We start from the raw sequence: 14,316 nt of genomic DNA on the forward strand, positions 1-14,316 counted from the left end.
ATGGAGGTTTCTGGCCGATACTTTCCGCTGACGCGGGGTCAGCTCGACATATGGCTTGCGGCTGAAACCGGGCATTGCGGTGCGAAGTGGCAGCTGGGCGTACTTGCGCGGATCGAGGGCACGATCGAGCCTCGTGTGCTGGAGCGTGCGGTCCGCGAAGTGGTGCGCGAGGCCGAACCGCTGAGAGCCGCCTTCTTCGAAGTGGACGGGCAGGTTTTCCAGCGGGCGGTTGATTACCCCGAGGTTGAGCTTGCCCGCTATGACCTCACTGGTTCGCAAGATCCGGCTCGAGACGCCTATCGGCTGGCGGCGTCGATTCAGCGCACGGTAATGCCGCTGAGCGGCCCGCTGTTCAAATTCGCGTTATTCCAGACAGCGGCCGACGAATTCTATTTGTTCGTGTGCTGCCATCACATCGTCATTGACGGAATCGGCGTCGCCCTGGTTTCTCATCGGATCGCCGCAGTGTATTCTGCGCTGGCTTCCGGTGCGCCGGTTCCGCCGGCTTTCTTCGGCTCTCTGCAAGATCTGGTGGAATGCGAGTCGCAATACGAGGACTCCAGCGATTATCTCGACGACCAGGCCTATTGGGCGAGCAATCTTCCGGCGGAAAACCCATCACGCAACCGGTTGGCACCCGCGCCGTCCGGCGATCCGGCCGATTCTTCTGTGCCGGTTCAATTGGATCCCGTCGTCGTTGCCGAGCTGCGCCGGTTATCGCAGGCGTTGGGAGTGCGACGGGCGTCGGTAATTACCGCGGCCTGCGCACTTTTGGTTCACGGTGGTGACGTCGAGTGCTCGGAGGCGGTGCTCGACTTCCCGGTCAGCCGCCGGGTGCGCCCGGAAACGGCGACGGTGCCCGGCATGTTGTCCGGGACGGTGCCGTTGGTGTTGACGACGTCGCCGCAGACTTCGGTTGCGGAGTTTTGCCGGCATGTCGATACGCGAATGCGAGAAGCGCTGCAGCATCAGCGGTTCCCCGTGCATATTCTGGAGAAAAAGGCGCGCCTTGGCGCTTCCGGGGAGGCATCCGGCCGGGTCATTGTTAATTTCATTCCGGCGACCAGGTTAGCGGACTTTGATGGTGCTCCCGGATCGGGTGCCGTCACCCATTCTGGTTTCGAGGATCAGCTCGAACTATGGTTTATTCGGGGCGGTGAGGAGCTTTTTCTCGACACCGCCGGTCCCCGGCAATTGTTCTGCAATTGTGAAACCCGCGATCTAGTCGAGCGCTTGCAGCGCGTGTTGGTGGCGATGACCGCTGACCCCGGCCGGTTGTTGTCGTCGGTCGATGTCGTCGATACCGGCGAGCGCGCCCGTCTCGGTGAGTGGGGCAACCGGGCGGTGTTGACTCAGCCCGCGACGGCGTCCGCGTCGGTCCCGGTGTTGTTCGCCGAGCAGGTGGCCCGCACCCCAGATGCGGTGGCGCTGATGTGCGACGGACGGTCGCTGACGTACCGGGAACTGCAGGAGGCCGCAAACCGGTTGGCGCACCTGCTGGTCCGACACGGTGCGGGGCCGGGACGGTGTGTGGCGCTGCTGTTTTCGCGGTCAACCGAAGCGATCGTGGCGATCCTGGCGGTTTTGAAGTCCGGCGCCGCGTATCTGCCGATCGACCCGGTGGTGCCGGCGGCGCGCATCGCGTTCATGCTCGCCGATGCCGCGCCCGTCGCCGCGGTCACCACCGCGGACCTGCGCTCCCGACTCGACGGGTGCGACGTGGCGGTCATCGATGTCGACAACGCCGCTATTGACAGGGAACCCAGCACACCACTACCTGCGCCGTCCCCCGAGGACATCGCCCACATCATCTACACGTCGGGCACAACCGGCACCCCCAAAGGCGTGGCGGTCACCCACCACAACATCACCCGACTGTTCGACTCACCCGATGCCGTCTTGCAACCCGAGCCGGGACAGGTGTGGACGCAGTGTCATTCGTATGCCTTCGACTACTCGGTGTGGGAGATCTGGGGTGCCCTGCTGCACGGCGGCCGGCTGCTGGTGGTTCCGGAGCCGGTGACTCGCTCCCCGCGAGATTTCCACGAGCTGCTGGTCAGCCAACGGGTCGGCGTGTTGAGCCAAACCCCTTCGGCGCTAGGTGTTTTGACGCCCGAGGGGTTGGATTCGACGACGTTGGTGGTCGCCGCGGAGGCGTGCCCGGCCGAGATGGTGGACCGGTGGGCGCCGGGGCGGGTGATGGTCAACGCCTACGGGCCGACCGAGACCACGGTTTATGCGTCGATGAGTGCGCCGTTGAGGCCGGGGTCGGGGTCGCCGCCGATCGGGTCGCCGGTGCGGGGGGCGGCGTTGTTCGTGCTCGATTCCTGGCTGCGCCCGGTGCCGACGGGTGCGGTGGGCGAGTTGTATGTGGCCGGCACCGGTGTGGGAGTGGGGTATGTGCGCCGAGCACCGTTGACCGGGTCGCGGTTTGTGGCGTGCCCGTTCGGGGCTTCCGGGCAGCGGATGTATCGCACCGGGGATCTGGTGCGCTGGCGGGTTGATGGGCAGCTGGACTATCTGGGGCGCGCCGACGAGCAGGTCAAGATCCGCGGGTATCGCATCGAACTCGGCGAAATCCAGTCGGCCCTAAGCGCTTTGGACGGGGTGCAGCAGGCTGTGGTGATCGCCCGCGAGGACCGCCGCGGCGACAAACGCCTGGTGGGCTACGTCACCGGCGCCGTCGACACCGCGCAGGTCCGCGAGGAGCTGGCAAAGCGGCTGCCCGACTACATGGTGCCCGCTGCGGTGGTGGCCCTCGACTCATTGCCGCTCACGCCCAACGGCAAGCTCGACACGCGCGCCCTGCCGGCGCCCGAATACACCGGTGGCGGATCCCGGACCCCTGCCAACGTCGTCGAGGAGATCTTGGCCGGCATCTACGCCCAAGTGCTCGGACTGGAACGCGTCGCGGTCGACGACTCCTTCTTCGATTTGGGCGGGGATTCGCTGTCGGCGATGCGGGTGATCGCCGCCATCAACACCAGCCTGGACGCCGGCCTTGCAGTGCGCGCGGTGTTCGAGGCGCCGACGGTGGCTCAGTTGGCGTCCCGTATCGGCGTGGGCGCGGGCCGGCTCGAACCATTGCGGCCGGCGGAGCGACCTGCGGTGGTGCCGTTGTCGTTTGCCCAGCAGCGGTTGTGGTTCATCGACCAGTTGCAAGGTCCCTCACCGGTTTACAACATCGCGGCGGCGTTGCGGCTGCGCGGCAACCTGGATACCGACGCGCTGCATCACGCATTGGGCGACGTGGTCGCTCGCCACGAGAGCCTGCGCACGCTGTTCATGGCACCTGAGGGGATTCCACGACAGGTGGTCATCCCGGCCGAGCGGGCCGAATTCGGGTGGGACGTCGTTGAAGCCGCCGAGTGGCCGGCGAGCCGGCTGCAGGACGCGATCTCCTCGGCAGTTCGCTACACGTTCAACCTGGCGACTGAGATCCCTTTGCGTGCAAGCCTTTTCCACGGTGTCGACGACGAGCATGTGCTGGTGGTGGTGGTTCACCATATCGCCGCCGACGGCTGGTCGCTGAGGCCGCTGGCCGCTGATCTGGGTGCAGCCTATGCCAGCAGGTGTGCCGGCCGGACTCCCGAGTGGGCCGAGTTGCCAGTACAGTACGTCGATTACACGCTGTGGCAGCGGGCGCAGTTCGGCGAGTTCGACGATCCGGACAGCCCCATCGCCGCGCAGCTGGCCTACTGGGAACAGGCCCTGGCCGGGATGCCCGAGCGGCTGGAGCTGCCGACCGACCGGCCTTATCCGCCGGTTGCCGATCACCGCGGCGCCAGCGTGACGGTGCAGTGGCCGGCCGACTTGCAGCAACGGGTCCGCAATGTGGCTCGTCAGCACGACGCGAGCAGCTTCATGGTGGTTCAGGCCGCCCTGGCAGTGCTGCTGGCCAAGCTCAGCGCCAGTTCCGATGTGGCCGTGGGGTTTCCGATCGCCGGGCGCCGCGATCCGGTGCTCGACGAGCTGGTGGGGTTTTTCGTCAACACCTTGGTGCTGCGCGTCGACCTCTCGGGTGACCCCACTGTGGCCGAGTTGCTGGCCCAGGTGCGGCGGCGCAGCCTGGCCGCCTACGAGCACCAGGACGTGCCGTTCGAGGTGCTGGTCGAGCGGCTCAACCCGACCCGCAGCCTGACCCATCACCCGTTGGTCCAGGTGCTGTTGACGTGGCAGAACTTCCCCGGGCACACGAGCGGTCCCGCGGCCGGACTGAACCTGAGGGAGCTGGAGGTCACGCAGCTGCCGGTCGACACCCAAACGGCCCGCATGGATTTGGTGATTTCGCTTGCCGAACGGTGGACCGAAAGTGGCGAACCCGCGGGGATCAGCGGGGACGTCGAATTTCGCACTGACGTGTTCGACGCTTCCAGCGTCGAGGCGCTGATCGAGCGGTTCGAGCGGGTGCTGGCGGCGATGGTCGGCGACCCGGGCCGGCCGTTGTCGTCGGTCGATCTGCTCGACGAGCCCGAGCGTGCCCGGTTGGACCAGGCTGGTAACCGGGCGGTGTTGACCGCGGCCGCACCCGCCACGGTGTCAATTCCGGACTTGTTCGCCGCCAGGGTGGGCGAGGCCGCGGATGCGGTAGCGCTGGTAAGCGGTGAGCGTTCATGGACTTATCGCGAACTTGACGAGGCGGCCAACCGGTTGGCGCATCTGCTGGCCGGTCACGGCGCCGGCCCGGGACAGAGTGTGGCCCTGCTGTTTTCGCGGTCGGCCGAGGCGATTGTGGCAGCTTTGGCGGCGCTGAAGGCCGGCGCCGCCTACCTGCCGATGGACCCGGCGTTGCCGGACGCGCGAATTGCGGTCATCCTTGCCGACGCTGCGCCGATCGCCGCGATCACCACTGCGGACCTGCGCACGCGGCTGGACGGGTTGGATGTGACCGTCGTCGACGTCAACGACCCCGCCATCGCCGCACAGACGGGTACCGCCCTGCCGTCGCCGCGCCCCGACGATGTCTCCCACATCATTTACACCTCGGGCACCACAGGCGTCCCGAAGGGGGTGGCCGTCAGCCATCACAATGTGACCCAGTTGTTCGACTCACTGGACGTAGGTCTGCCCGCACCGGGGGTGTGGTCACAGTGGCATTCCTACGGTTTCGACGTTTCGGTCTTCGAGATCTGGGGTGCGCTGCTGCGAGGCGGGCGATTGGTGATGGTGCCCGAGTCGGTGGCCCGCTCACCCGAAGACTTCCACGCGTTGCTGGTCAGTGAGCAAGTCAGCGTCTTGAATCAGACACCATCGGCTGTGGCCACGTTGTCGCCGCGGGATTTGGACGGGGTGGCCTTGCTGGTGGGCGGTGAGCCGTGTCCGCCCGAGGTGGTGGATCGCTGGGCGCCACGGCGGGTGATGATCAACGCCTACGGGCCGAGCGAGACGTGGTACACGGCGTTGAGCGCGCCGCTGAGGCCGGGTTCGGGTACGCCGCCGATCGGGTCGCCGGTGCCGGGCGCGGCGTTGTTTGTCCTGGACAGGTGGTTGCGCCCGGTGCCCGCCGGCGTGACGGGCGAGCTGTATGTCGCCGGTCGGGGTGTCACGTATGGGTATTGGCGGCGGGCCGCTTTGACCGGGTCGCGGTTTGTGGCGTGTCCGTTCGGGGCTGGCGGGCAGAGGATGTATCGCACCGGTGATCTGGTGCGCTGGCGCGCGGATGGCCAGCTCGACTATGTGGGCCGCGCCGACGGTCAGGTCAAGGTCCGCGGGTATCGCATCGAACTCGGCGACGTGCAAACTGCCCTGGCCGACTGCGACGGGGTGGAGCAGGCGGCGGTGATCGCGCGCGAGGACCATCCCGGCGACAAGCGCCTGGTCGGTTATGTCACCGGGAAGGCGGACCCGGCACAGATCCGCGACAAGTTGGCCGAGCGGCTGCCGGCCTACATGATCCCGTCCGCGGTCGTGGTGTTGGACTCGTTGCCGCTGACGGTCAACGGCAAACTCGATACGCGCGCCCTACCGGTACCCGAATACACCGGCGCTCGGTACCGCGCTCCTACCAACGCTATTGAGGAGATCCTGGCCGGCATCTATGCCCAAGTCCTCGGGCTTGAGCGTGTCGGCGTCGACGACTCCTTCTTCGATCTGGGTGGGGATTCGCTGTCGGCGATGCGGGTGATCGCTGCGATCAATACGTCACTGGATGCCGGCCTTTCGGTGCGCGTCGTGTTCGAGGCGCCCACGGTGGCGCAATTGGCTCGGCGTGTCGGTGTGGGCGCGGGCCGACGGGAGCCGTTACTGCCGGTTGAGCGGCCGGCCGTCGTGCCGTTGTCGTTCGCGCAGAACCGGTTGTGGATCCTGGACCAATTGCAGGGCCCCTCACCGGTTTACAACATGGCCGCGGCGTTGCGGTTATGTGGCCGCCTTGATGCCGACGCGTTGGAGGCGGCGCTGGGCGATGTGGTGGGTCGCCATGAGAGCCTGCGCACACTGTTCGTCGCTCCCGACGGGATACCCCGGCAGGTGGTGGTGCCTGCCGAGCGCGCCGATTTCGGCTGGGAGATTGTCGATGCCGGCGGCTGGTCGGAAGGCCGGCTGGATGAGGCGATCGGTGCGTCGGCCCGTCATACGTTTGATCTGTCCGCCGAAATCCCATTGCGGGCACGCCTTTTCCGCGTAACCGAGGTCGAGCACGTACTGGTGGCGGCCGTGCACCATATCGCCGCGGATGGTTGGTCGATCACGCCGCTCGTGCGCGATCTGGGTGTGGCCTATGCCAGTCGGTGCGCCGGGCAGGCTCCGGACTGGTCACCGCTGCCTGTGCAGTATGTCGATTACACGCTGTGGCAGCGCGCCCAGTTCGGTGAGCTCGACGATCCCGATAGCCCGATCGCCGCGCAGCTGGACTATTGGGAACGGGCGCTGGCGGGGATGCCGGAGCGGCTGCAGTTGCCGACCGATCGGCCTTATCCGTCAGTGGCCGATTATCGCGGGGCCAGTGTGGCGGTGGAGTGGCCGGCCGAGTTGCAGCAGCAGGTGGCGAGGGTGGCCCGCGCGCACAACGCCACGAGCTTCATGGTGATCCAGGCTGCCTTGGCGGTGTTGTTGTCGAAGCTCAGCGCCAGTTCCGATGTGGCGCTGGGATTTCCGGCCGCTGGGCGGCGCGACCCGGCACTCGACGAGCTGGTGGGGTTTTTCGTCAACACCTTGGTGTTGCGGGTCGATGTCACCGGGGATCTGGCCTTTGCGGAGTTGCTGGCGCAGGTGCGGGCGCGCAGCCTGGAGGCTTTCGAGCACCAGGACGTGCCGTTCGAGGTGTTGGTGGAGCGGCTCAACCCGACCCGAAGCCTGAACCATCATCCCTTGGTGCAGGTGGCGTTGGCCTGGCAGAACAACGAGCCCGCGAGGCTGGCTTTGGGTGATCTGCAGGCCATACCGCTGCCCGTCGAGACGCGCAGCGCCCGTATGGATCTCACATTCTCCGTGAGTGAGCGTTTCACCGAGGCGGGTGAGCCTGCGGGGCTTGGTGGTGCGGTGGAGTTTCGCACCGATGTGTTCGACGCGGGCAGCGTCGAGGCGTTGATCGGGCGGTTGGAGCGGGTGTTGGTGGTGTTGGCTGCTGAGCCGTCGCGTCGGTTGTCGTCGATTGATGTGCTCGACGAGACGGAGCGCGTCCGGTTGGACGGCTGGGGTCACCGGGCGGCCTTGACCCGGCCCAGCGCTGCTGCGGTGTCGGTTGCGGGGTTGTTTGCCGTGCAGGTGGCTCGGATGCCGGATGCGGTGGCGGTTCGTTTCCGGGGCCGGTCGTTGACGTATCGCGAGTTGGATGAGGCGGCGAATCGGTTGGCGCACTTGCTGGTTGCTCAGGGTGCGGGGCCGGGGCGGTGTGTGGGGCTGTTGTTGTCGCGGTCGGCGGAGGCGATTGTGGCGATGTTGGCGGTGCTCAAGACCGGGGCGGCTTATCTGCCGATCGACTCGTCGCTGCCGGCGGCGCGTATCGAGTTCGTGCTCGATGATGCCGCGCCGGTGGCCGTGGTCACCACCGGCGAGCTGCGGGGGCGACTGGACGGGTTCGGTGTGGCGCTCGTCGATGTCGATGACCCCGGCATCGAGGCCCAGCCCGCCACTGCGTTGCCGGTGCCGCACCCGGATGAGGTTGCGTACTTGATTTACACGTCGGGCACTACCGGTGTGCCTAAGGGTGTTGCGGTGACGCATCGCGGTGTGACGCAGTTGTTGGGGTCGTTGGATGCGGGTCTGCCGGCGGCGGGGGTGTGGTCGCATAGTCATTCGTTGGCGTTTGACGTGTCGGTGTGGGAGATCTTCGGTGCGTTGTTGCGTGGTGGCCGGGTGGTGGTGATACCCGAGGAGGTGGCGCACTGTGCGGAAGACTTGCATGCGTTGCTGGTTGCCGAGCAGGTCAGCGTACTGACTCAAACCCCGTCGGCGGTGGGTGTTTTGACCCCGGAGGGGTTGGAGTCGGCGGCGTTGGTGGTGGCCGGGGAGGCGTGCCCGGTTGAGGTGGTGGATCGCTGGGCGCCGGGGCGGGTGATGCTCAACGCCTACGGGCCGACCGAGTCCACGATGTGTGGCGATCAGCGCCCCGTTGACAGCCGGTTCCGGGTCGCCGCCGATCGGGTCGCCGGTGGCGGGGGCGGCGTTGTTTGTGCTCGATGCGTGGTTGCGTCCGGTGCCGGCCGGGGTGGTCGGGGAGTTGTATATCGCCGGCGCCGGGGTTGCCCTCGGTTATGTGGGTCGGGCGCCGTTGACGGCGTCGCGGTTTGTGGCCTGCCCGTTCGGGACTCCCGGGATGCGGATGTATCGCAGCGGGGATGTGGTGCGCTGGCGCCCTGATGGGCAGCTGGAGTATCTGGGGCGCGCCGATGAGCAGGTCAAGATCCGCGGGTATCGCATCGAACTCGGTGAAATCCAAGCAGCCTTAAGCGCACTCGATGGGGTGGAGCAGGCGGTGGCGATCGCCCGCGAGGATCGCCCCGGCGACAAACGCCTGATCGGCTATGTCACCGGCCACGCCGACCCGGCGCAGATCCGCCAGAAGCTCGGTGAGCGGCTGCCGGCCTACATGGTGCCGGCCGCGGTGGTGGCCCTCGACGCGTTGCCGTTGACGCCCAACGGCAAACTTGACATTCGCGCCTTGCCCGCACCGGACTACACCGCTGGCCACTATCGGGCCCCGGGCAACGCGGTCGAGGAAGTGTTGGCCGGCATCTACGCCCAGGTGCTCGGTATGAAGCGGGTCGGGGTCGACGAGTCGTTCTTCGATCTGGGCGGCGACAGCATCTCGGCGATGCAGGTGGTCGCGCGCGCCCGGGCGGCGGGTTTGATGTGTCGGCCCCGTGATGTGTTCGTCGAGCAGAGTGTGGCCCGGCTGGCCCGGGTGGTCAGCAGCGCCGGTGAGACCGGCCCGGCCGACGAGGGCCTGGGCCAGGTGGTGGCCACCCCGATTATGCGCTGGCTGCACAGCATTGACGGCGCGATAGATCAGTTCAACCAGACCGTTCTGCTACAAGCCCCCCACGGCGTCACCGAGGCCGACGTGGTGGTGCTGGTGCAGGCGCTGCTGGATCGCCACGGCATGCTGCGGGCCCGGCTCAACCCCGACGGGCAGTCGTTGACCGTGCCCGAGGCCGGCACGCTCGAGGCCCGCGACCGCGTGCGAACAGTCGACGAGCTCTCCACCGAGGCGCTGATCGCGGCGCGCTCGCGGCTGGACCCGGCCGACGGGGTGATGCTTCGCGCGCTATGGGTAGCCCAGAGCCGGCAGCTGGCGTTGATCATTCACCATTTGGCCATCGACGCCGTGTCATGGCGAATCCTATTGGGAGACCTCAACGTCGCCTGGACCCAACGCCGCAACCGACAGCCGGTGGTCTTACCGGCCTGGGGCACTTCGTTTGCGCGGTGGGCGTCGCTGCTCACCGAGTACGCCAGCCGCCCCGAGGTCGTGGAGTTGGCCGATGCCTGGAAGCAGGCGGCGGGAGCCTGGACCGCTCTGCCGGCGGTGCGCCCCGAGACCGATACCTACGAAACCGCGGGACATTTGTCGGTTTCGCTGGACGCCGAAACCACCCGCACGCTTCTGGACGAGGTACCAGCGGCCTTCCACGCGGGGATGCACGAAATCCTATTGATCGCTTTCGGTTTGGCGGTTGCGCGGTTTGTCGGAAACGGCAGCGCGCCGATTGCCATCGACGTGGAGGGCCACGGCCGCCACGAGGAACTGGCCCCCGACGTGGACCTGTCACGCACGGTGGGGTGGTTCACCACCAAATACCCGGTGGCATTCGCGGTAGGCCGATTGGACTGGGCGCAAGTGCATTCCGGCGCAGCGGACCTCGGGACGATGCTCAAGTACGCTAAAGAGCAGCTTCGCGCCCTGCCCCACCCGCTGAGCTATGGGGCGCTGCGTTATCTGAATCCCGATATTGGTCTGGACGGGCAGGATCCGTCGATCGGGTTCAATTATCTGGGTCGGCTGGGCGCCTCGGATGAGGTGTCCGGCGAGGTGTGGCGGGTCTGCCCCGACGGCATGTCGGTTACCGCCCCGGCCGCGGCGATACCGATGCCGCTGGCGCACACCATCGAGCTCAACGCCGGCACCGTCGACACCGACGTGGGCCCGCGGCTACACGCCGACTGGAGATGGGCGCCCTCGGCTCTCGATGAAGCACAGGTAAATCGGTTGAGCCGGTTGTGGTTTGAAGCCCTGGCCGGCATTTGTGCCCATGTGCGAGCCGGTGGCGGCGGGCTGACGCCCTCCGATATTGCTCCCGCCCGGCTGGACCAAGAGCAGATCGATGAGTTGCAGCGGCAATACGAGCTCGCCGACATCTTGCCGCTGACCCCGCTTCAGCAAGGGCTGCTCTTCCACGCCGGCGCCGCTCAAACCGGTGACGACGACGTGTATGCGGTGCAGCTGCAGATCACCTTGAGCGGTGCGCTGGATCCCGATCGTTTGCGCGAAACGTTGCACATGGTGGTCAACAGGCATCCCAACTTGGTGGCCCGCTTCTGCGATCGGTTCGACGAGCCGGTGCAGATCATTCTCGCCGAACCGGCCGTGCCCTGGCGCTACCTCGAACTGGACGGCGGCGACGTCGAGGAGCAGATCCAGCAGCTGTGCGCCGCCGAGCGGGCCGCGGTCTGCGATCTCGGTTACGAGCCCGCCTTCCGGGTGGCGCTGATCCGTATCGGGCCCGATCGGCATCGGTTTGTGCTGACCAATCATCACATCGTGCTCGACGGCTGGTCATTGCCAATCCTGTTGCGAGACATCTTCGCCGGCTACAGCGGACAGCCGCTACCGGCCGCCACGTCGTATCGGAAGTTTGTTACCTGGCTGGCCGACCGTGACCTCGACGCCGCCCGCACCGCCTGGCGCGAGGCACTCGCCGGCTTCGACACCCCGACGCTGTTCGCCCCGCCGGATCGGTTGTCGCTGGGCGCCCGTAGCGTTGAATCGTTTTGGGTGTCAGCCCAAACCACAGCGGCCGTCACCGAGCTGGCGCGCTCGTCTCACACCACCGTCAACACCGTGCTGCAGGCCGCTCTCGCGCAGCTGCTGTGCTGGCTGACCGGTCAACACGATGTCGCCTTCGGTGCTGCCGTCTCGGGCCGGCCCGCCGACCTGGTCGGCGTCGACTCCATGGTGGGTCTGTTCATCAACACCGTGCCGGTGCGGGCGCGCATTACCGCGACCACCACCACCGCAGACCTGCTCGAGCAGCTACAAAACGTCCACAACGACACACTCGAGCACCAGCACTTGGCGCTCAACGAGATTCACCGCGCCACCGGTCATGACAAACTGTTCGACACCGTTTTCGCCTACGAAAACTACCCACTGGACGGTGCCGCCTTGGCGGGCAACGAGTTGGGCATCGGCGATGTCAGCATTCGCGAATACACCCACTACCCGCTGACAGTGCAAGCCCTGCCCGGCAGTGAAATCGGCTTCCGGGTGGCATACGACACCGATGTGATCGAGGCAGACACCATCGCATCACTCATCGGGCGGTTCGAGCAGTTGCTGGCGGCGATGGCCGCCGAGCCGACCGGCCGGTTGTCGTCGATCGACCTGCTCGACGCCGCCGAGCACGCCCGCCTCGACGAGATCGGTCACCGGGCGGAATTGAGCCGGCCGCCGAGCACACCGACGTCGGTTCCGGCGTTGTTCGCCGCCCAGGTCGCCCGTACCCCGGACGCCGTGGCGATCAGCTGCCAAGGCCGCTCACTGACCTACCGCCAGCTTGACGAGGCCGCCAACCGGTTGGCTCACCTGCTTGCCGAAAACGGTGCCGCCCCGGGACAGTCTGTGGCACTGCTGTTTTCGCGATCGGCCGAAGTTATCGTCGCAATCCTGGCGGTGCTCAAAACCGGAGCTGCCTACCTGCCGATCGACCCGTCGCTGCCGGCGACCCGAATCGGGTTCATGCTCGACGACGCCGCACCGATCGCCGCGATCACCACCAGTGGGCTGGCCAAGCGGCTCGACGGGCATGACGTCGCGGTCATCGACGTCGACGATCCTGCTGTGCGCTCCCAGCCCAGCACCGCGCCGCCGCCGCCGGCCCCCGACGACATCGCCCACATCATCTACACCTCGGGCACCACCGGAGTTCCGAAAGGTGTGGCGGTCACCCATCACAACGTCGCTCGGCTTTTCGAAACATGCTGTGCCGGTTTGAAATTAGAACCGGAGCAGGTGTGGACCCAGTGTCATTCGTATGCCTTCGACTTCTCGGTGTGGGAGATCTGGGGTGCCCTGCTACACGGCGGGCGGCTGGTGGTGGTGCCCGAGTCGGTCGCCGGGTCACCAGATGACTTCCAGTCCTTGTTGTCCGCTGAAGAAGTCAGTGTCTTGAGCCAAACCCCGTCTGCAGTGGCGGCGCTCTCACCGCAGGGGTTGGAATCGACGGCGTTGGTGATCGCCGCCGAGCCCTGCCCCGCCGAGGTGGTGGATCGGTGGGCGCCCGGACGGCTGATGGTCAACGCCTACGGTCCCACCGAAACCACGGTGTACGCGGCGATCAGTGCGCCGCTGAGGCCGGGCTCGGGTGCGCCGCCGATCGGGGCGCCGGTGCCGGGGGCGGCGCTGTTCGTGCTCGACGGCTGGTTGCGCCCAGTCTCCGCGGGTGTGGTCGGGGAGTTGTATGTGGCCGGCACCGGGGTGGGAGTGGGGTATGTGCGCCGAGCGCCGTTGACGGCGTCGCGGTTTGTGGCGTGCCCGTTCGGGGCTTCGGGGCAGCGGATGTATCGCACCGGCGATCTGGTGCGCTGGCGGGCCGACGGACAGCTGGATTACCTGGGCCGCGCCGACGAGCAGGTCAAGATCCGCGGGTATCGCATCGAACTCGGCGAAATCCAATCGGCCCTAAGCGGTTTGGATGGCGTGCAGCAGGCGGCGGTAGTCGCCCGCGAGGACCGTCCCGGCGACAAGCGCCTCGTCGGCTACGTCACCGGCGGCGCCGATCCGGCCCAGATCCGCGATCAGTTGGCCGAGCGGCTGCCGGCCTACATGGTGCCAGCCGCTGTCGTGGCACTCGACTCGATACCGTTGACGCCCAACGGGAAACTCGACAAGCGCGCCCTGCCGGCACCCGAGTACACCGGCGCCGACCGCTACCGCGCCCCGGCCACCGCGGTCGAGGAGATCCTGGCCGGCATCTACGCCCAAGTACTCGGCGTCGAGCGTGTCGGGGTTGACGACTCGTTCTTCGACCTGGGCGGAGATTCGTTGTCGGCGATGCGCCTGATCGCCGCACTCAATACGGGCATGGATGTCGACGTCTCGGTGCGCACCTTGTTCGAGGCGCCCACGGTGGCCCAGTTGGCGTCCCGTATAGGTGAGGCTGCGGGTCGGCTCGAACCATTGCGGCCGGTCGAACGGCCACGGGTGGTGCCGTTGTCGTTTGCCCAGCAACGATTGTGGTTCCTCGAGCAATTCCAGGGCCCTTCACCGGTTTACAACATGGCAGTGGCATTGCGGCTCAGTGGACGGCTCGACGCCCACGCCCTCGGTGTCGCGCTTGCCGATGTGGTGGCCCGCCACGAGAGTCTGCGCACAGTGTTCGGCAGCGTCGAGGGGGTGCCCCGTCAGATCGTTGTCCCTGTCGAGCGTGCCGATTTTGGGTGGGACGTTGTCGATGCCACCGGGTGGCCGGAAAGCCGGCTGGATGAGGCCATCGACGAGGTGGCCCGTCACACGTTCGACTTGGCAGTCGAGATCCCGTTGCTGGCAAGGCTGTTCACTGTCAGCGCTGACGAACATGTCGTGGTTGCAGTGCTGCACCATATCGCCGCGGATGGCTGGTCGATCGCGCCGCTCGTGCACGATCTGAGCTCGGCCTA

At 66.8% G+C, this 14,316-nt stretch carries 1 pseudogene (cut by a window edge); it reads left to right on the forward strand.

Annotated features, from left to right (window positions below):
• Positions 1-14,316: pseudogene (locus tag G6N47_RS29710) on the forward strand (non-ribosomal peptide synthase/polyketide synthase); its annotated part runs 21,802 nt beyond the window's last position; the annotation flags it as partial.

The organism is Mycobacterium branderi (assembly GCF_010728725.1).
Lineage (GTDB): Bacteria > Actinomycetota > Actinomycetes > Mycobacteriales > Mycobacteriaceae > Mycobacterium > Mycobacterium branderi.